Origin of the sequence: Serratia sp. OS31 (assembly GCF_014164835.1) — a bacterium.
Classification (GTDB): Bacteria; Pseudomonadota; Gammaproteobacteria; order Enterobacterales; family Enterobacteriaceae; genus Serratia; species Serratia liquefaciens_A.
This window is the reverse complement of sequence record NZ_JACJFQ010000043.1, coordinates 1-20,906: the sequence shown is the minus strand read 5'-3', so window position 1 is coordinate 20,906 and position 20,906 is coordinate 1. Positions and strand designations below refer to the sequence as shown.

The 20,906-nt window shown below is 53.5% G+C and carries 15 protein-coding genes; 10 read left to right on the top strand and 5 right to left on the bottom strand.

Going from position 1 to position 20,906, the window contains the following annotated elements:
* Nucleotides 1-211 precede the first annotated feature (211 nt).
* The 3 genes from H5P17_RS23900 (at nucleotide 212) to H5P17_RS23890 (ending at nucleotide 4,174) form a co-directional block, all read left to right on the top strand.
* The gene (locus H5P17_RS23900) at nucleotides 212-1,603 is read left to right on the top strand and encodes a diaminobutyrate--2-oxoglutarate transaminase (protein WP_182825599.1); all 1,392 of its coding nucleotides are present in this window, start codon (nucleotides 212-214) and stop codon (nucleotides 1,601-1,603) included.
* 5 nt (nucleotides 1,604-1,608) lie between these two features.
* A complete protein-coding gene (locus tag H5P17_RS23895) occupies nucleotides 1,609-3,081 on the top strand; it encodes an aspartate aminotransferase family protein (protein ID WP_182825598.1) in 1,473 nt (490 codons plus the stop codon).
* Between the two features lie 241 nt (nucleotides 3,082-3,322).
* Nucleotides 3,323-4,174, top strand: a complete 852-nt coding sequence (locus tag H5P17_RS23890) for an aldo/keto reductase (protein WP_182825597.1) — start codon at nucleotides 3,323-3,325, stop codon at nucleotides 4,172-4,174.
* Nucleotides 4,175-4,222: 48 nt separating this feature from the next.
* Here the strand turns inward: H5P17_RS23890 and H5P17_RS23885 are convergent, their stop codons facing one another.
* Nucleotides 4,223-5,110: a LysR family transcriptional regulator gene (locus H5P17_RS23885; RefSeq protein ID WP_182825596.1), complete on the bottom strand. Its 888-nt coding sequence runs from the start codon at nucleotides 5,108-5,110 to the stop codon at nucleotides 4,223-4,225.
* Between the two features lie 92 nt (nucleotides 5,111-5,202).
* Nucleotides 5,203-5,910 (bottom strand): SDR family NAD(P)-dependent oxidoreductase, encoded by a 708-nt coding sequence (locus H5P17_RS23880; RefSeq protein WP_182825595.1) that lies wholly within the window; start codon nucleotides 5,908-5,910, stop codon nucleotides 5,203-5,205.
* A gap of 136 nt (nucleotides 5,911-6,046) precedes the next feature.
* On the opposite strand from H5P17_RS23880, the gene H5P17_RS23875 reads away from it, so the two are divergent.
* Both H5P17_RS23875 and H5P17_RS23870 read left to right on the top strand, forming a co-directional pair.
* Complete coding sequence (locus H5P17_RS23875; protein WP_182825594.1) at nucleotides 6,047-6,967, top strand: LysR family transcriptional regulator; 921 nt, start codon at nucleotides 6,047-6,049, stop codon at nucleotides 6,965-6,967.
* 133 nt (nucleotides 6,968-7,100) lie between these two features.
* The gene (locus H5P17_RS23870; protein ID WP_182825593.1) at nucleotides 7,101-8,003 is read left to right on the top strand and encodes an endonuclease/exonuclease/phosphatase family protein; all 903 of its coding nucleotides are present in this window, start codon (nucleotides 7,101-7,103) and stop codon (nucleotides 8,001-8,003) included.
* 65 nt (nucleotides 8,004-8,068) lie between these two features.
* On the opposite strand, the gene H5P17_RS23865 is transcribed toward H5P17_RS23870, so the two are convergent.
* Nucleotides 8,069-9,055: a zinc-binding dehydrogenase gene (locus H5P17_RS23865; protein WP_182825592.1), complete on the bottom strand. Its 987-nt coding sequence runs from the start codon at nucleotides 9,053-9,055 to the stop codon at nucleotides 8,069-8,071.
* 132 nt (nucleotides 9,056-9,187) lie between these two features.
* On the opposite strand from H5P17_RS23865, the gene H5P17_RS23860 reads away from it, so the two are divergent.
* Nucleotides 9,188-10,075 (top strand): LysR family transcriptional regulator, encoded by an 888-nt coding sequence (locus H5P17_RS23860; protein ID WP_182825591.1) that lies wholly within the window; start codon nucleotides 9,188-9,190, stop codon nucleotides 10,073-10,075.
* Nucleotides 10,076-10,388: 313 nt separating this feature from the next.
* On the opposite strand, the gene H5P17_RS23855 is transcribed toward H5P17_RS23860, so the two are convergent.
* Nucleotides 10,389-11,891, bottom strand: a complete 1,503-nt coding sequence (locus tag H5P17_RS23855) for an alpha/beta hydrolase (RefSeq protein ID WP_182825590.1) — start codon at nucleotides 11,889-11,891, stop codon at nucleotides 10,389-10,391.
* A 462-nt stretch (nucleotides 11,892-12,353) separates the two neighbouring features.
* Between H5P17_RS23855 and H5P17_RS23850 the strand changes: the two genes are divergently transcribed.
* From H5P17_RS23850 to H5P17_RS23835, 4 genes are all read left to right on the top strand, one after another.
* Nucleotides 12,354-14,789 (top strand): glucose/quinate/shikimate family membrane-bound PQQ-dependent dehydrogenase, encoded by a 2,436-nt coding sequence (locus H5P17_RS23850; protein WP_182825589.1) that lies wholly within the window; start codon nucleotides 12,354-12,356, stop codon nucleotides 14,787-14,789.
* Nucleotides 14,790-15,055: 266 nt separating this feature from the next.
* Nucleotides 15,056-17,143: an EAL domain-containing protein gene (locus tag H5P17_RS23845; protein ID WP_182825588.1), complete on the top strand. Its 2,088-nt coding sequence runs from the start codon at nucleotides 15,056-15,058 to the stop codon at nucleotides 17,141-17,143.
* 37 nt (nucleotides 17,144-17,180) lie between these two features.
* A complete protein-coding gene (locus tag H5P17_RS23840; protein WP_182825587.1) occupies nucleotides 17,181-17,648 on the top strand; it encodes a GNAT family N-acetyltransferase in 468 nt (155 codons plus the stop codon).
* A gap of 146 nt (nucleotides 17,649-17,794) precedes the next feature.
* Entirely contained in the window at nucleotides 17,795-18,721 is a 927-nt protein-coding gene (locus H5P17_RS23835; protein ID WP_182825586.1) for a transporter substrate-binding domain-containing protein, read from the top strand.
* Between the two features lie 179 nt (nucleotides 18,722-18,900).
* On the opposite strand, the gene H5P17_RS23830 is transcribed toward H5P17_RS23835, so the two are convergent.
* Entirely contained in the window at nucleotides 18,901-20,691 is a 1,791-nt protein-coding gene (locus H5P17_RS23830; RefSeq protein ID WP_182825585.1) for a sigma-54-dependent Fis family transcriptional regulator, read from the bottom strand.
* Nucleotides 20,692-20,906 lie beyond the last annotated feature (215 nt).

The following is a 20,906-nucleotide window of genomic DNA, read 5'->3' as shown; positions in this document are numbered from 1 at the left end:
CAATCGCCATTAAAGCGTGCCATTATTGGCCACAAAAAAAGCAATTTATTGATTTTTATTAGAAAAACAATAAATTGCCCCCGGCCAAATAACTATTGAGCCGGGGGGTAAAAAGCCATATATTGGGCCCGTTTTTCTCACGGTAGTTAATTGTTCAATTCAATAATTCAACTAGGGCGTCATTGATACCCCCAGTTGTAGGAGAGATATGATGACGGATAAAGTCCGTATTGATAATTTCGGTGTGAATTTAGAAAATGTAAATAACGAAACATATTTGGCGCGACAAGCTGAATTTGAATCGAATGTCAGGAGTTACCCCCGTAAATTGCCGTTGGCAATTGCGAAAGCCCAAGGCGTTTGGATCACGGATGTTGAGAATAATCAATATCTTGATTGCCTGGCTGGTGCGGGTACGCTGGCTCTGGGTCATAACCATCCTGACGTCCTCCAAAGCATCCAAAATGTCATTACCAGCGGCTTGCCGTTACATACCCTCGATCTTACAACGCCGTTGAAAGATGAGTTCTCCGCTTATTTACTCTCTTTATTGCCAGGCCAGGGCCAGGAATACTGCCTGCAGTTCTGTGGCCCTTCGGGCGCAGATGCGGTAGAAGCCGCGCTGAAACTGGCGAAAAAGCACACCGGTCGCACCGGCGTGATCAGCTTCTCCGGTGGTTACCACGGCATGACCCATGGTGCACTGGCGGTCACGGGCAACCTGTCGCCGAAAGAAGCCATCAACGGCATGATGCCGGAAGTCCAGTTTATGCCTTACCCGCACGAATACCGCTGCCCGCTCGGCATCGGTGGCGAAGCCGGGGTCAAGGCGCTGACCTACTATTTCGAAAACCTGATCAATGACGTCGAAAGCGGCGTGCGCAAGCCTGCAGCGGTCATTCTGGAAGCCGTTCAGGGCGAAGGCGGCGTTAACCCGGCCCCGGTCGAGTGGCTGCAGCGTATTCGCAAAGTCACGCAGGAACACGGCATTTTGCTGATTATCGACGAAGTTCAGGCTGGTTTCGCCCGTACCGGCAAGCTGTTCGCCTTTGAACACGCGGGCATTGAGCCGGACATCATCGTGATGTCCAAAGCGGTTGGCGGCGGTTTGCCTCTGGCGGTATTGGGTATCAAGAAACAGTTCGACGCCTGGGAACCTGGCCACCATACCGGTACTTTCCGCGGCAACCAACTGGCGATGGCTACCGGCCTGACCACCCTGCAACACCTCAAAGATAACCAGGTGGCCGAAAAGGTCGCCGTGCAAGGCGAATGGCTGAAAGCCAAGCTGGCCGAGCTGCAAAAACGTTATCCGGTGATTGGTCACGTGCGGGGGCTGGGTCTGATGATCGGTTTGGAAATTGTGAAACCGAACGAAGCGCAGGATCACATGGGCTGCTACCCGGCTGACGGCCAGCTCTCCGCCCTGCTGCAGAAGAAATGCTTCGAAGCCGGCCTGATCCTGGAGCGCGGCGGCCGTAATGGCTGCGTGCTGCGTCTGCTGCCTTCCCTGCTGATCACCAACGACGAACTGGGTATCTTCCTGGATAAATTTGAACAGGCCCTGTTAGCCGCCGGCATCAAGCCGGTGGATGTGGAGTGAAGTCGATGTCCCGGTTAAACCCGATTCTGGCCGCCTCAGCGCAAAGCACCGAGGCGTACCAGCAAGCGATCGAACAGAGCAGTCAGGCCGTGGTGCAGTGGCTGCAACAACCCGAGATGTATCAGGGGAAGACCGTTGCCGAACTGCGTGAACGTATCAAGCTTGATTTTACCCCTCAGGGCCTGGGCAACCAGGTCGCGATCGAACGCGCCATTGAGTACTTTTTAAAAGACAGCCTGTCGGTGCATCATCCGCAGTGCGTCGCGCATTTGCATTGCCCTAGCCTGGTGATCAGCCAGGCTGCCGAAGTGTTGATCAACGCCACCAACCAGAGCATGGATTCTTGGGATCAAAGCCCGTCAGCAACCCTCATCGAGATGAAGCTGATCGAATGGTTGCGTACCCAGGTAGGTTATCAACCGGGCGATGCCGGGGTGTTCACCAGTGGCGGTACCCAGAGCAACCTGATGGGGCTGATGTTGGCACGAGATGCCTTCTTCGCCAAACAAGGTCACTCGGTGCAGCAGGATGGCCTGGTGGGTAATCTGAGAAAGATTAAAGTGTTATGTTCTGAAAATGCCCACTTCTCGGTGCAAAAGAACATGGCTTTACTCGGCCTGGGTTACCAATCCGTCACGCTGGTGAAAACCGATCGGTTTGCGCGTATGGATCTGAACGATTTGGCCGAAAAACTGGCGCAGGCCAAGGCCAATGGCGAGCAGATCCTGGCGATCGTCGCAACCGCAGGTACCACGGATGCCGGGGCTATCGACCCGCTGCGCGGCATTGCGCAGTTGGCGGCGGAACACCAGATCTGGGTGCATGTCGATGCGGCCTGGGGCGGTGCCCTGCTGCTTTCCGAGAAATACCGCGACTATCTGGATGGCATTGAATTGGTGGATTCCGTCACTCTGGACTTCCACAAACAATTCTTCCAGACCATCAGCTGCGGCGCTTTCTTGCTGAAAGAAGCCCGTCACTATGAACTGATGCGTTATCAGGCGGCCTACCTGAACTCCGAGTTCGATGAAGCTCAGGGCGTGCCTAACCTGGTGTCCAAATCCTTGCAGACCACCCGCCGTTTTGATGCGTTGAAACTGTGGATGGGGCTGGAAGCTTTGGGCCAGGAGCAATATGCGGCGATCATCGATCACGGCGTAACGCTGGCGCAACAGGTGGCTCACTACATCGGCGATCAACCGGCGCTGGAACTGGTCATGCAGCCACAGCTGGCCAGCGTGCTGTTCCGCTACCGTCCGCAGCAGTTAGCCACCGCCGGCGATGCCGCCGCGGCATTGCTGAACCAACGGATCGGCGATGCGTTGCTGGAATCTGGCCGCGCCAACGTCGGGGTCACCGAGTTTGACGGCGTGACCTGCCTGAAAATGACGTTGTTGAACCCTACGGTCAGCCTGGACGATATCAAAGTCCTGCTGGCGCTGGTGGAAAAAACCGCGCAGCAGTTGCCTGCCGCCTAATCCGCCCGCACTGCCCTGACCGGCAGCCAAAAGCCGATAACATTAGCCTGTTATCGGCTTTTTTGTTGGACAGAAGCGGCATCACAAAGGCCTGCAGGAAAAGCACCTTCAGTAATCTGTCACCGCTGCAGCAAGGCTCGATTAATAAATCTTGCTGATTAACCCTATCCATTTACTCCGTCTAATCGAATAAATCACTCTGCGCTATGCTTTCTTCACACAAAAGCAGAAGGATAACGACATGCAAACAGTGAAGCTGAACAACGGGGTCGAAATGCCCAAACTGGGTTTTGGTGTCTTCCAGATGACGGACGCCAAGGAATGCGAACGCGCCGTTATCGACGCCATTGAGTCCGGCTATCGCCTGATTGATACCGCCGCCTCCTATCAGAATGAAACCCAGGTGGGCAATGCCCTTAAGCAAAGCGGTGTGGAACGTGAAGCGCTGTTTGTAACCACCAAGTTGTGGTTGCAGGACACCCACTATGAAGGGGCGAAGGCACAGTTTGAACGCTCACTGAATCGCCTGCAGCTTGACTATGTGGATCTCTATTTGATCCACCAGCCCTATGGCGATGTTCATGGCGCATGGCGGGCGATGGAGGAGTTACACCAGGCGGGGAAAATCCGTGCCATTGGCGTCAGCAACTTTCATCCGGACCGGCTCGCGGATCTGATCGCATTCAACAAGGTCGTTCCGGCAGTGAACCAGATTGAAGTGAACCCGTTTAACCAGCAACTGCATGCGGTGCCGTGGATGAAAAGTCGGGGAATTCAGCCCGAAGCGTGGGCGCCATTCGCTGAAGGGAAAAATGGCCTGTTTCAGCACCCGTTATTAACCGCCATGGCTGAAAAACGGGGTAAGAGTGTCGGCCAGGTGGTTCTGCGCTGGATTTATCAACGCGATATCATCTCGTTGGCAAAATCTGTCCGCAGGGAACGAATGGAAGAAAACATCAATATTCTGGACTTCGAGCTCAGCGAAGAAGAAATGGAGAAGATTACCGCTTTGGATACGGCAACCAGCGCCTTCTTCTCTCATCGCGATCCCGCCATGGTGGAGTGGCTGACGGGCCGAAAACTTGATGTTTAGGTGAGCCACGGCCGGCGTAGCACTAAGGGTGTCGCCGGCCCCAAAACGTTAATGGCGCAGAGCATCGATCAACAAGGCAAACGCCGGAGGATGTTGCCTCCGGCTGGGATAATAGAGGTAGTAACCGGGAAATGTCGGGCACCACTCGCCCAGGATCTGGATAAGCTCTCCTGATTTCACTTCGTTTTGAATCATATCTTCCGGTACGCAGGCGATACCAAAACCTGACGACGCCGCGTCGATTCTCTCTGCCAACAGATTAAATGTCAGTTGCCCTTCCACTTTCACGCGCAACGGCTTGCCGTCTTTCTCAAACTCCCAGTGGTATAACCCGCCGGCGGTAGGAAGCCGCATGTTGATGCAACGATGCTGTTGCAACTCATGGGGCGTCTGCGGGATCCCGTGTTCGGCAAAGTAAGCCGGCGCCCCCACAACCACCATTCGCATGTCCGGCCCAATTTTTACCGCAATCATGTCCTTATCTACGCTTTCGCCAAGGCGAATACCGGCATCGAAACGCCCTTCTACAATGTCAACGAACCCATTATCCACCACCAGTTCGACATTAATTTCAGGGTATTGCCGAAGAAAAGGTTTTAGCTTTGGCCACAGCAGGCAGCGCGCTGCATGCTCCCCGGCGGAAAGTCTGATATTGCCTGAAGCGGTGCCATTTGGTTGGAGCAGGATTTCAAGTTCATGCTCAAGATCGGCAAGCCGTGGCTCAAGACAGGCGATTAACTTCTCCCCGACCTCCGTTGGGGCAACGCTGCGTGTGGTTCGGGTCAGCAGACGCGTATTTAAACGTTGCTCTAATGCCTTCACCGCATGGCTCAATGCCGACTGAGAAACCCCCAGCTTGGCCGCCGCTTTGGTAAAGCTTTTCTCCCTGGCAACCACCAGGAAGATTTGCAGCTCATTGAAGTTTTCTTTCAGCATCAGGTATTTCCTTAACGCATTGAGTAATGGCAGATAAAACTAATGATAACGCGTGGGCTACGCAATCACTTTAGCCCGAAATATCCAGCCAATTACCAGGGAACCACTCTGCCGAGATAATCAAGATAATGTAAGCCGGAACGCCCTCGGTAGGCTGCCATGGTATCAAGCAGTGCCGGAATGCTTTCGTCGATGCTCAATCGCCCTTGCGGACCACCCAACTCGGTGCGTACCCAACCAGGAGCCATCAGCAGCAAGGTGCGAGAGTCGTCGTGGTGACGCGCCGCGAAGCTGCGCATCAACATATTTAGCGCAGATTTGCTGGCCCGATAGACTTCGAAATTGCCATTGGTGTTATTGGTAAGGCTGCCCTGCCCGGATGACATCACGCCGAGGGTTCCGCATTCGACTACCAGATCTTTAAAGCTCTCGATGACCCGCATAGGGCTCAGCGCATTGGTCACCATTACCCGGGTGAATTCTTCGGTCGAGACGTCCGCCACGGTTTCACGATCGTCGTTTTTCACCCCGGCGTTAACAAAAAGCAGGTCAATCTGGCGATCCTTCAATCGCTCACGCAAGGCGCTAACCTGTTCGGGCGCAGTAATATCGGCCGTTTCAACTTCCAGCAGGTGCGGAAACTTTTCCGCCAGGCGAAGAAGATTGTCCTTAGAGGACTCGCGACCGGTAGCGATTACTTTGTCACCACGTTGCAGAAACTCTTCTGTCATCGCGAAGCCCAATCCCCGGGATGCACCAATGAGCAGGACGGTCTGTTGCTGTTTTGACGGTGTTTGCATGAAAGTATTCCTCTGTATTTCCGTTGTCATCTGCGCTAAAAAATATAACTATGCTGAATAGATTGCGAAAGATGCAGCATTTTCACTTATCACCTGCATCGGACGCCTCTCCTAGCAATAAACCAGGATCCCCGACATGTCAGAACCCGATCTCAATTTACTGATTGCGCTCGATGCATTGCTTACGCTGGGCAGCGTGGCCGAAGCGGCACGCCGCCTAAACCTCAGCGCCTCGGCCATGAGCCGTACGCTTGGCCGGCTGCGGGCAGTCACCGGAGATCCCTTACTGGTCAGGGCCGGGCGCAATATGGTGCTCACTCCCTATGCCGAAGAGATTCGCGAACGTACGCAAAACACCGTATTTGAGGCGCGTTCGATACTGCGCCCTTCGGTATCAGAACTGAGTTTATCAACGCTGGAACGGACATTTACCCTGCGCGCCAACGAGGGCTTTGTCGAGGCATTCGGCGCCGCACTGATCTCCGCCGTGGCAACGGCAGCCCCGTTGGTGAGACTCTGTTTTGCGCCAAAACCGGAAAAGAGCGCCCGGCATTTGCGTGAGGGACGGGTTGATTTGGAAGTCGGCGTTTTGGGGAACATGGGGCCGGAAATCCGCCTGCAGGCGCTGTTCCGCGACCGATTCGTCGCAGTGGTCAGAAAGGGCCATCCGTTGGAGCAGGAAGCCGAAATCACCGCGCGAGCCTATGCCGAATGTGGTCATGTGGTCGCATCACGCCGTGGGCTGGTCACCGGCCCGGTAGATCAGGGATTGGCTGAATTGGGGTTGGAACGAAAAGTCGCCGCCGTGGTGCCGAGTTTTCCCGCCGCGCTGGCGGTGGCTCAGGCGTCCGATCTGGTGGCGCTGGTCCCTGCTTCATTCCTGATCAATCAACCGGTGGGCACTGTGCTTTATATGTTTGAACTGCCGGTAAAAACCCAAAGCATCACCGTTTCGCAGATGTGGCACCCGCGTTTGGAGGCCGACCCAGCCCATCGCTGGCTGCGGCAGTGGGTGCTGAAGGTGGTTCAACAACGCTTTGCCACGTTAACGACCTGAAGAGCACTGCGCCAGCGGCCATTCAAGTGTTAATTTTCATCGCGTCGGAAGTTTGAGTCAGGTGTCACGATAACCGCCCCCTTTCTTCTGTATTCTCTGCCAGGAATTCTATTTTACGGGGAGATTAGGTGACATGAAAAAAACAGTTATATTCACCATGATGGCGCTGGGCAGTCTTATCGCCAGCGTACAAGCAAGCGACAAACTTGCAGGTAATGAAATACTTGCCGTTCAAAAAGGTGGCGTGCCAGACAAGGTTTTCTCGCAGGATAAACCGCATTTGAAGATAGCCACCTATAACATCGGTAAAAATGAAGCTTCTTCTGCCGTTTCCGATTTCACCGCACTTAATTCGGCCATTAAAAGAATAGATGCGGATATTATCGCGATCCAGGAAGTGGATAATAAAACACTGCGCAGTCAAAAAATCGATCAGCTTAAAAAAATCGCTGATGCCAATAAAATGCATTATGCCTTTGGCAAAGCGCTTGATTTCGATGGCGGCGAGTATGGAGTAGGACTGCTTTCCAAATACAAAATTCTGCATTCACAGGTGGTTAAATTGCCATCGGGTGATGCCGAGCAACGCGTCACATTACTGGCGCAGGTTGAGGTTCCCGGGTTTGATTCAGCGCCAGTCATTATGGTCACCCATCTCGACTGGCAAAAAGATCCGGCGATACGCACTGAACAAGCACGCTACCTGTTGGATTTGAGTATTGGCGATGCCGCTTCTGATTTCAAAGATATTGCCTCCTCGATTAAGATCCTCGCCGGCGACTTCAACTCGACGCAAGATGAACAGCCATTGAAAGAAATACGTTATTTTTTCAATGAAGTTGTGAAAGAAGGAACCGATACTCGCAGTTGGCCAGCGGTTAACCCCGCGATTGATATAGACCATATCTTCACATTTAAAGGTCAAAAGTGGAACGTGAAGAATGTGGATATTCCACATAATACGCCTGAATTTACCTGGTCAACGGCAAGCGATCACCTGCCGGTTATTGCCGATCTTGAGCTTTCAGAACAGTAAGGCCAATGAGGAAGTCTCTAGCAGGCTTCCTCACTGTTTGTTGCCCATCGATGGGCCTGCTGGCCTCAGACGCGAACCACCAGTTTGCCCTGTGCACGGTCATTCTCGATCATGCGGTGAGCGTTGGCGACATCGTCAAAGTCGAAGGTTTTCACCCGCAGCGACGGCATGGTCCGGTCTGCTACCTGTTGAGCAACCCACTTCAGGGGCGCGTCGGCCAAAGGCAGCGCCGGGGTACCAAGCAACCCGCTGCCGAAGAAGGCCAGGCGTGTCGCATTGGGAAGATCGTTCATCAGATGCAGATTATCTAAAACGGGTGCCCCTCCCAACAGACCTATTACCACTGCGGTACCAAAAGGTTTAAGCGCATTAAGGCTATCGCGTACCGTAGCGGCGCCAACCACCTCAAGGGCTACATCTACACCTTCCGGTGCTACACCCCGTATTTGTTCTGCAATTTCACCGGTATCAATCACCACCGCATCTGCGCCAATGGCGGTCAGCCGTGCTGCATTAGCGGCCGATCGGGTGGTGGCGATAACCCGTTGTCCACGCGCTTTGGCATAGGCAACTGCGGCCTGACCCACCGAAGAGGTCGCGCCGCGCACCAGCACCGTCTGTCCCGGTACGTTGTCGATTAAGCGGCCCAGAGCCCCCCATACGGTAAGATAGCTCTCCGGCAGCGCGGCCAGCTCTTCCCACGAAAGGCTGATGCCGTCCAAATCGATGACGTTGCTGCGCAGCACCGTGACCTCTTCGGCGTAGCTGCCGTTGCGGGTGAACTGCAATCCCCCCATGGCGGTGGCCACATGCTGCCCGGTGCGAAACAGGCCTGAAGCATCCTCAATTACTTCACCTACGGCTTCAATCCCAGGGACAACCTGTCCTGCGATCGGGCCCATCTTCCCGGCACGGCGGTAAATTTCGGCGCGGTTAAGACCAAACGCCCGAACCCGAATGCGAACTTCGTCCGCCTTTGGCGCGACAGAAGGAATATCGCGCAGTTGCAAAACGTCCGGGCCGCCAACTTGTTCAATCACATAAGCTTTCATATCCGTTCTCCAGTTCACAGTGAGTTAATCAACGAGCTATCTCGCCGATAAGTTGAACTGTATAGATTCCAATATTGATGTGGAATAGACGAAAATGGTAACGTCTATCTCATAAATGAGAGGGGTGGCCATATGGACTTCAACGCAACCAAAATGTTTGTCTCAGTAGTACAAGCAGGCAGTCTTTCGGCCGCCGCCGACAAGACCCATGTGCCGCTGCCTACCCTGAGCCGGCGCATTCGTGAACTTGAGCGCGAACTTGACGTGCAGTTGCTGGAGCGTTCGCCGCGCGGCATCAAGCTGACTGAAGCCGGCAGCCGTTTATATGAACATGCCAGCCGCGGGGTGGAAGCCCTGAATGAAGCTCAGCAGGCCGTGATGAACGATGAAACCCGGCTTAAAGGCCGCCTGCGTCTGTCGATGCCCCCCAACTTTGATCCCTGGTGGGACTTGCTGGGGGCTTTCCAGCAACGGTTTCCCGAAATCAGCGTTAGCGTCTTTTCAACGGAACGACGGGTCGATTTGGTACAGGACGGCATTGACGTTGCGCTTCGCGTCGGCACCATCGTGCATGAGTCAATGGTGGCACGGCAAATGCTGAAATATCGGCATCTGCTGGTCGCAGCGCCGTCATTACTGGCGCAGTTTGATCGCCCTGCCAGCGTGGAGGATTTGCATCGCTACCCTTGTGCGAGCTGGGCAGCGGATTCCAGCACCCGTGGTCTCTGGCGGCTGGGTCATCAGGTGTTTGAGCCAAAGGCGGTACTGGTGGCGAACGATTATGCACTTTTACGCAGCAGAGCCGTCGCGGGTCAGGCGGTCACTGAGTTGCCGCCCTTTATGGCGAACAAGGAGATCGCCGCCGGCCGTTTGTGCGCAGTCTTACCTTCTCACCCGTTGCCAGAACAAACGCTTAGCTTGCTCTATCCATCACAACGGCATCCATCGCGACTGGTACGGGCATATCTCGATTTTTGTCAGGAACAGCTGACGACCTACCTGAGCGCAAATGTTGAATAAGCCAGCTAATGTCAGCGACGAGGGACGATAAAGTTCACAGGTTATTGATAGTGTGAGATTTATTAGAGGATGGCGGTTCTATGGGTTTTCTGCTTTAAGATTAATAATGCTTTAATAGTGTCCACTATGCAGTACAGTAAAACGATGACGCCCAATCAATCGAAGCACTGCATAGTGGAATACTAATGTTAACGTAATGAGTTAATTTCTATAACCTTATGTAACTAAAGAAACTGAAAAGTAACCTAATCATCCTTCGCCGTTACCTGGGCAAAAATATAAAGCGACTGGGTATATTCTCTTCGTATAAAAACTAGCACCTTTTACTTCCTGTAAACGCCTTGGGGTCTATAAAGTAATCAATAACCGCATCATCCACGCACAGCTTTAATCCAGAAAGCGCGAGCGTATGCCCATCCCCTTCAACAGTGATGAGGGGGCTATTAAAAGCTTTCGCCATCGCTTCGGCTCCCGCGTAAGGCGTCGCCGGATCGTATTTTTGTGCAATAAATAATAATGGCGGCAGTTCAGCAGAAACGGCTGGAGTATGCGGCTGAATCTTTCCTTTAAATGGCCAGGTATCGCAGATGTTGCGCGGACGAATCTTGCTGGCTGGGTAATTGCTGAATGCCGAAGCCTCTGCCAAAGCTAACTCTTTTAATCGACTCTTTTTGATGTCAGCGCCGGGGGTGGCTGAATCCGCGCAGGCAATCACCGCTAAATTGTCAGCCTCTTGTTCAGCGTTGTTTTTCTCGGCCAGTCCCCTCGCGGCCAGCGGTCGGTTATGGCCTCTTGGGGGCGCGTTTTGCGGCGCAATAACCTCGCTATCCTGCATATTTTCCAATATCGCCAACGTTTTAACGTCTGGCTTGCCGCTATCAATCGAACGCAATAGCCTGGCTAACTTCGGCCAATCCTCTGATGCATACAAGGTGTTGGTGGTGGCGCGAATAATATTGTCTCCACTGATCGCCTCACCATAGCCATCGCTCAGCGACAGGCCGTCCACTTTTTCGAGCAACTGATGATATTGTGCCGTAGCATTGATTTTAGTTAATGGGCACTTCCTTTTTTGTTCGCAATAAGCGGCAAATCTTTCGAATGAGCGCTGAAAGGACTGAGCCTGTTTGTAATCGCTGGTGAAAGCATCATCGGTTAAATCGACCACCCCGTCCAAAACCATTGCCGAAACCTGTTCAGGAAAGCGCTCGGCATAGATTTGTGCCACCTGGGTTCCATAGGAAAAGGCAATGATGCTCAATTTGTCTCCACCCATAGCGATTCTAAACGCTTCAACATCATTGACTGCCTCATCTGTGCCTATATGTTTCAGCACATTAAGTCGGGTGTTAATAATGCACCCTTTGACCCATTGCGCATTTTGTTTTTCCAGACTTGCCGTATTCGCATCGGCGTCATTATCCAGCGTTGCCGGGCAGGAAATTTTTGGGCGGGACTGGCCTACACCGCGGGGGTCGTAACCAATAATATCGTAGCTCTCATTCAGTGCTGCCGTCTCAAAAGGCACCCTTATTCCCGCCAGCCCAGGTCCACCAGAAATAGAGAGCACGCTCCCCCGCTTATTACCGATGGCCGGCAAACGAGTAGCCGCTATTTTGACTGTTTCATGCGTTTCGTTTTCGTCATCGCCATAGGACAACGGCACCTCAAGATAACCACATTGCATATGTTCGGGGATCTCTTCCTGCCCGAACCATTGATTGAATTTTCCCTCCTCACACGACTGCCAAACAATCGGCTGGATCTGAGCTACTCTCTCTCCGGCAAACACACTAAAGGGGGAAAACAGACCCATGGTAAAAACTATTCTTAACAACCTCACGTTACCTCCCGGGTTAGATCATCTCGCATTAAGTTTTTAGCTTGCTTATGGCTCAGTTAAATACAAATCCTCTAGTCCATAAATTTACGAAAGTAAATAAACTCATCGCGTTCGCCAGCTTTATACCGGTGACGATCGAACCTGACCCCACCGCAACCCCATAGTAAAAAACCTCAAACATTTGCTGGGGTCCTGGATTAAGCACAACGCATTGATTTTCAGAAGAATGGAGCACACTCCCCTGCAGTTGTTGCAATTCGGGCTAAGAATTTAGTTAGCAGGCAACATATCCTTAACTTTATAATGAATCAAATGGTACAATATCGACATTCCATCGTTTGATTTACGCTCTGCTTGCACTCCACCAGGGAACGGCACGGACGCGATCACTCGAGGTAAACATGAAGAAAAACATTATCTTGGAGTCTTTCAGACATGCCTGAATCAAATGCCCATCCGGGTATAAAACTTAAACTATGGTGTTGTTTATTAGGGGTAATCCTTACCGTTGTCGGCCTATTCTTTGCCATTGCCGGCGGTAAGCTGGTTTCGCTGGGGGGCAGCAGCTACTTTCTGATTGCCGGTATCGTTACCCTGCTTTCCGCCGTGCAATTCTTCCGTCGCAAATCTTCGGCCGTGCCGCTGTTCCTGCTGGTGTTTGTCGGCACGCTGGTTTGGTCGGTGGTTGATGCCGGCTTCGATTTCTGGCCATTGGTTTCGCGGCTGATGGTCCCTGCCGGTTTAATGCTGTTGGCTTTCCTGAGTTGGCCGGCACTGCGTAAGCCAGAAGGCAAAACGTCGTTGGCAAAATTGTCTTACCTGCTAAGTGCGGTATTGGCCGTTGGCATGGTCGGCACCTTTGTGCAGATGTTCCAGCCACACCCTACCGTGGCTTTCAGCGGCGAGCCGTTGCCGCTGATCCCGGTGGACAAAAGCAAACAACAAAAAGATTGGGATAACTACGGCAATACCCCGGGCGGCAGCCGCTTTGTGGCGCTGGACCAAATCACCCGGGACAACGTAAAAGAACTGAAGGTCGCCTGGACCTTCCACACCGGCGATACTCCGTTGAGCCCGGATGGCAACGGCGCTGAAGATCAGCAAACGCCGTTGCAAATCGGCAACCGTATCTTCCTGTGCACGCCGCATAACAACGTGATTGCCGTCGATGCCGACAGCGGTAAAGAGATCTGGAAACGTGAAATCAACGCGAAATCCCAGGTCTGGAACCGTTGCCGTGGCCTGGCCTACTTTGATGTTGCCAAGCCCCTGCAACAGCCGACCGTACCTGGCTCTACGCCCGCTACGCCGGTCACCCTGGCTGCGGGCGACAGTTGCCAGCGCCGTATTCTGATGAACACCATCGATGCGCGCCTGGTGGCAATCAACGCCGATAACGGTGAATTCTGTCAGAACTTCGGCAACCAGGGCGTGGTTGATCTGAAAGTCGGTCTGGGCGATGCCGCCGATCCGAAATATCAGCTGACTTCTGCCCCTACGCTGGCGGGCACTACCGTTGTGGTCGGCGGCCGCGTAGCCGATAACGTACAAACTGATATGCCTGGCGGCGTGCTGCGCGGTTTTGACGTGATCACCGGCGCGATGCGCTGGGCGTTCGATCCGGGTAATCAGGATCCAAACTCGGCCTTAAAACCCGGCCAGACCTTTGTCCGCAGCACGCCAAATTCCTGGGCACCGATGTCCTACGACCCGGCGATGAACACCGTGTTCCTGCCGATGGGCAGTTCCTCGGTGGATCTGTGGGGCGCTAACCGTAACGCGTTGGATCACAAATACGGCGCTTCTATCCTGGCGTTGGACGCCACCACCGGTAAAGAGAAGTGGGTTTATCAGACCGTTCATAACGACCTGTGGGATTTCGACCTGCCGATGCAGCCAAGCCTGATCGACTTCCCAATGAAGGACGGTACCACCAAACCGGCCCTGGTCATTGGTGCCAAAACCGGTCAGATCTTCGTGTTGGATCGCCATACCGGTAAGCCTTTGACCGAAGTGAAAGAGCTGCCGGTGAAAACCCGCACCATCCCCGGTGAGCAATACTCGGCGACTCAACCCTTCTCCGTTGGCATGCCGCAGATTGGCGCCGAAAAACTGACTGAGTCCGACATGTGGGGCGCCACGCCGTTTGATCAGTTGATGTGTCGCATCAGCTTCAAATCCATGCGCTACGACGGCCTGTTTACCGCACCGGACACCGATATCTCACTCAGCTTCCCTGGCTCTTTGGGCGGCATGAACTGGGGTGGTCTGTCGACCGATCCGAACAACCATTACATCTTCGCCAACGACATGCGTTTGGGCCTGTGGGTACAAATGATCCCGCAAAAAAACAATGCCAATACCCCGGCCAGCAATGGCGGTGAATCGGTTAATGCCGGTATGGGTGCGGTGCCGTTAAAAGGCACGCCTTATGGCGTTAACAAAAACCGTTTCATGTCACCTCTGGGCATTCCTTGTCAGAAACCGCCGTTTGGTACCCTGTCGGCGATCGATCTGAAAACGCAGAAAGTGGTGTGGCAAGTCCCGGCCGGTACAGTTCAGGATACCGGGCCATTCGGCATCAAAATGCGTGCGCCAATGCCGGTGGGCATGCCGACGCTCGGCGGCACGCTGGCGACTCAGGGCGGCCTGGTGTTCATTGCCGGCACTCAGGATTACTACCTGCGGGCCTTTGACTCTTCCACCGGTAAAGAAGTGTGGAAAGCGCGCTTGCCTGTCGGCAGCGGCGGCACGCCAATGAGTTATGTTTCACCGACCACCGGTAAGCAATACATCGTGATTTCCGCCGGTGGCGCTCGTCAGTCGCCGGACCGTGGTGATTACGTGATTGCCTATGCACTTGATAAATAAATCTAACCACAGGTTATGATCGCCAGCCCCCGCCTCACCGCGGGGGCTTTTTTATATTCGCGGGCAACTGTTTAATAGCCAATACCTAATTAAATTGGCTCATTAAAAGGCGGAAATACGAGAGTATTCCTAATGTGTTAACCGATTTTATATCTCATTCTCTCTGGCGGCTTTTTTATCGCGCAGAAACGGCTATTGAATATTTCCACCCGCAGGCTTTTTATTGGCTAGCATAAATGACAGGTGGTTTTCAGAGGAAATGACGAATGAGTGTTCTACCCGAGCGCAGTGATGAAAAACCGCCTGTGGATATGGCTAATGAAATTTTTAATGGTTTACCTAATCTCATTGGCATGGGTAATAGCCTCGGGGGACATTTCAATAAGCTTTGGTGTGCATATACCGGCCTCTCCTCATCTGATAACCCAGGCACTTGCTGGTTGAAAGCCTTGCACCCTGCCGAATACCCCCTGATCGAACCGCTATGGCAGCGGGCAATAGCCACGGCTGGCTCTTTCGTCAATGAAGCTCGCCTGCGGCAATACAACGGTGAATACCGCTGGTTTTTACTGTCGTTTGGCGCAAATAAAATGCCTGATACTGAGGAAATACACTGGTATCTGAGTGGCACCGACATCCATGATTCCGTATTGGAGAAACAACGCATTTCCACCACGCTGGCCGCGCAGAAAAACATGCTTGATGCCAGCGTCGACTGCATCAAGGTCATTAATAATGACGGCACGCTACTGCACATGAACAGAGCCGGCAGCGTCGCTCTGGGCATCGATGAGCACCAACCGCAATTTGGCATGCCCTGGCTGAATCTGCTGCAACCCGAAGTGCGCTCGCGCGGCAAAAAAGCGCTGCGTAAAGTGCTAACCGGTAAAAACGCCCGCTTCGCCGGCCTTAGCGCTACGCCTGACGGCAAGCTGCAGCATTGGGACAATATTCTCAGTCCGGTCTTCGATAACGAGGATCGAATAGAAAATATATTGTGCGTCTCACGCGACGTCAGCTCTCAGCGAATAGCGGAAAAACGTTTGCTGATCGCCAGTGAATACGACGAACTGACCGGCCTGCCCAACCGGCGGTTATTCAACAAAAAATTAAAACAGGAAATGAAGCGAGCCCTGAGCAGCAATAAATCCCTCGGGTTGATTTTGCTGGACCTCGACCATTTTAAACTGGTTAACGACACCCTTGGGCACGCCGCCGGCGATCATCTGCTACGCGTCTTGTCCCGCCGGCTGACGGCTTATTTAAATCCAAACTCATTCGTTTCCCGTTTGGGCGGCGATGAGTTTGCGATTGTGATAGGCGACGTTGAAAACGAGCAGGATATTTACAAAATCGCCAATACCTTTCTGATGCAGCTCGAGTCACCAATTACCCATGGCGGCAAAACGCTACATTGCGGTATGAGCATCGGCTGCGCACGCTATCCTCAGGATGCCCGCGACGCCTCGGAGCTGATGAAATGCGCCGATACCGCCCTGTATGAGCTCAAGGACGGCGGCCGGGGCGGCGTTTATATGTTTCACCCACAGATGATGGATAAGGCAAAAGAGCGTGCGGCGCAGCTTCATCACGCCCGGCAGATAGTCCGCGACAATCAAATCCGCCCCAGCTACCAACCCAAGGTCAGCCTGGCAACCGGCGCCATTGTGGGCTTCGAGGCGCTGCTGCGCTGGTATTGTCCGCAACAGGGCATGAGGATGCCCGAAACCGTCGTCGAAGCATTCAACGATTACGAATTGGCAACCAAGATCAGCGAAACCATGCAGATGAAGGTTTTTGCCGATATCGCCGGCTGGATCGCGTCTGGCGTTGAGGTATTACCGGTGTCTTTGAATGCCGCACCTATCGAATTTTTACGTGATAACTACGCCGAAACTTTCCTGCGGCGTCTGCAAATGTTTCGCATCCCCCACCATCTTATTGAACTGGAGGTCACTGAACATGCATTCAACAAGCACGGTTCGAAGTATGTGCTGCGCGCTTTGCAAATGCTTAAGGAAATGGGGATCAGGATCGCGCTTGATGACTTTGGCACCGGGCATTCCTCCTTTACACACCTGATGGACTACCCTCTGGACTGCATCAAGTTGGATCGGGATTTCATCCGCCGCATGAATAACGAACCGGCGATTTTGGGCATCGTGGAAAGCATGGGTATTTTGGGGCAGAAATTATCCATTGATATTATTGCGGAAGGTATTGAAACCGAGCTACAGCGGCAAACGCTGCGTGATTCCGGCTATCACCTGGGGCAAGGATTTCTGTTCAGCCAGGCCGTCGAAGCGGCCAAAGTAATCAATATGCTACGAGAAAATATCCTTTCAAACTCCTGAGCAGGTACAATACTTTCCGGTATTTTTTAGGGAAATAATGATGATTCGACAGTTCATAACGGGTGACGAAATTGCGCTGTTTCGCGTTTTTTTCTCTGCGGTACATAAGATCGCATCACGCGACTACACCGCTGAACAGGTCAATGCCTGGGCTCCCGCCGATATTGATCAACAGCTTTGGGCGGCACACATGAGAAATTTACGCCCCTTTGTCGTTGAGATTGATAAGGAAATCGTTGGCTATGCCGATCTCCAACCTTACGGCTATATCGATCATTTCTTTGTATCCGGCGCCTATGCCCGACAAGGCGTTGGGACTTTATTGATGAAGCGTATTCATGAAGAAGCCAGACGGCTGGGGCTAAAGCAGCTGACCTCGAACGTCAGTAAAACCGCAGAACCCTTCTTTATCCGCCAGGGATTTGAGGTTGTTGAACGGAAAAGTCCGGTCTTGCGTGGCGTAGTGCTGCAAAATGCTTTCATGCGCAAAATTCTCGACGTTTAAGCCCTTCACGCTCACCGAATACTCCCCCTCCTTTGTAACCTGACCGTTTCTAAAATTAGTTAGCCAATTTTGTTCGTTCACAGATTTAGCGGCTTGAAGGATAGTGAGTTGACCGCCTCAACAACATAATAATGCAGGTAATAATAATGATACATAGCGCAAAACTCACCGCAGCGGCGGCACTCCTGAGCCTTTCCGCGCTGGCCCATGCCGCACCGGGTCTGGACCTGATCGCCAACGAAACCCCTATTCATACCCAGAAGGATCCGGAGGCTGCGGCCAAGATCCCCGCCGGGTTCAAATTCGTTGAACCGGGAACCCTGACCGTAGCCGTCGCGATCCTGGGCAGCGGCCCACCGTTCGGTCTGTACGCCCGCGACAATAAAACGGTGATTGGCAGCGAGTCGGATATTGCCAGGCTGGTTGCCGACGGGCTGGGGTTGAAACTGAAACTGCTGCCGACCTCATGGGAAGACTGGCCGTTAGGCGTCACCTCAGGTAAATACGACGCCGCGGTTTACAACATTACCGTCACTCAGGAACGTAAAACCAAATTCGACTTCGCCACCTATCGCCAGGATACGTTGGGCTTCTACGTGAAATCCGACAGTAAGATCACCTCGATAAAATCGGCGCCGGACATTGCCGGCAAAAAGATTATCGTAGACTCCGGCACCAATCAGGAAGCCGTGCTGCTGGCCTGGGATAAAGAGAACCAGGCCAAGGGGTTACCTGCCCTTCAGCCGATTTATGTCACCGACAAGGCGGCGTCGACGCTGGCCATCCAGTCCGGTCGTGCGGATGCGACCTTCGGGCCGAACGTGTCCGGCGCTTATCAGGCGAAACTGACCGGTAAAACCCGGTTGGTCGGCATCGTGCCGGGGGGCTGGCCGCGCAGCGCCAACATTGCCGTCACGCTGAAGAAAGGCAATGGTTTGGTGGATGCGGTGCAGGCTTCGCTCAATAGCGCTATTGCCAACGGCAGTTACCTGAAGGTGTTGGATCGCTGGGCGGAAAGCGACGAGAAAATCGAACAATCCGAAATCAACCCGCAGGGTTTGGGCGATAAATAATCACCACGCGGGGTCCTGAATGGGCACCGTTAGGTCGCAGACAAAGTGCTCTGTGGTTAATGGTAGGGGCGCGGCATAATCAATAGGTTAAACCGGGTCGAACATGTTCGCCCCCTACCGGTTAGCCTTTTAGAGTGTTTGTCAGCAGTCTGGCGGGGCCCTGAATGGGCCCCGTTTTGTCAGTTCTCGGTACGATGTTTCTCCATCTTGCGGTAAAGCGTACTGCGCGAGATCCCCAGGCGTTTCGCCGCCAGGCTGATATTGCCCCTGGCGTTTCGAATGGCCTCCAACATGTCCACCGATACGCTCTGCGGCGCTACGGGGCGAGCAAGCAGATGAAACTGCTCCGGCAGATCCTCCAGCCTGATCAGGCTTCCGTCATCGGTCAAAGCCAGCAGCACTTTCAAAGTGCTCAACAGCTGCCGCACATTACCGGGCCAGGAATAACCGGCCAAGGCCGCGATAGCGTCCGGTGCCAGTCTGATACCCCGCTCATCACCACCCAATTCGCGCCAGAGATTGAGGATGAAGCGATCAACGTGAGCGCGCTGCCGCAGCGGCAATATGCGCAGACTGAATTCCTGAATGCGGTACAGCAAGTCTTCGCGGAATGCCCCTGCCGTCACCCGCTGTTCCAGATCCTGGTGGGTGGCACAGATAAGCGAGAAATCAACCGCATAGCTGACGCGGCTGCCGAGCGGCGTGACCGTCTTTTCCTGCAGTACCCGCAATAACCGGGTCTGCAAACTCAATGGCATATCGCCAATCTCATCGAGGAACAGTACCCCGCCGTCGGCCTCTCTTATCTTGCCGACGTAGCCTTTGCTGCTGGCGCCGGTAAAAGCCCCTGGCGCATAGCCAAAAAGCTCGGACTCGATCAGGCTTTCCGGCAGGGCTGCACAGTTGATTGCCACAAAGTTGCCCTGCCGCCGGTGGCTTTCCTCGAACAAACGCTGGCTGAAATACTCTTTGCCGCACCCGGTTTCCCCGCTAATGCATAGCGCCAGCCCGGCATTAAGAATACGCAGGGCTTTTTGCCGGTCGGCACCGTCACGATCATAAGGCTGCAGCGGCGGCCTGACGTACTGCGTTGGGCGCTCCGGCATCTGCAACAGTGAATAATAGTGACGATTATTCACTGCCAGAGTCTGTCGTGGCGCATTCAGGGCCTGGAGGGACATTTCCGGAAACAGCGAGGCAAAGTCCATTGCCCCAAAGGCCGCCGCGCTGAGGTTGAATTCCTGCATCGCTAATCGGTTGGCCGCGGTGAGAATTTCATCGCGAAACACCAATATCATCTCATGAGCGCTGCCGAGAACCCGCACATCGCTGTGCAGGCGCAGTGTCCAATGACGGTCGGTGACACAACTTTTCACCCATTGATGTTCAATGTGCCGGACAGCCTGCAGAATCAACGAACCTGCTTCGCTGTAAGGGTGTTGGGCCGGCGTCGAGATATCCAATACGCCGGCGATCAGGCCGTCGGGGCGATATATCGGCGCTGCGGAGCAGTAAAGCCCGGCATTCTGATTGAGAAAATGCTCGTCGCCATTGACTTCGCACAGTGCCCCCATTGCCAAAGCGGTACCGATGGCATTGGTGCCACGCTCCTGCTCGCCCCACAGATTGCCTGGTGCCAGAGAGACCCGCGATGCCTTACGCAAAAAGTGCGTGTTTCCGCAGGTTTCCAGGACCAGACCACCGGCGTCGGACACCACCACAATGGAGGGTTGGCGGTTGATTTCACTGCCCAAGCGCTCGAGCAGCGGCCGCGCGAGCTGCGCAACCCAACCGTTTTGCCCGCGCACTTCTTTCAATAGCGTCGGCCGGATAAAAGGAACATGATCGTCGCTTCGCTTGAGGCCATAGTGCCGGCTGCGTGACCAGGATTCGGACAGGGGGCCGGAGAGTGACAGGCGATCGTCGTCAGAGAGACACCCGGTCTGGGTGGTCTGGTCTTTATGCAGCATACCCAACTCCCGCCAATTAAAGTGTTGCATTTTTGTATCATGAATGTGTCCCATGCGTTGCGACATGGAACACAAAAAACAATAGAAATGAATAGTAAGCCAGTGGCTTTATTGGCATTGGTAGTTATTATGAATCTTTAATATATTGATATAGTTATATTATTTATTTGTGTGACGCAGCTTTTCATCAATGTGGCATGGGCAATGCTTAGGTG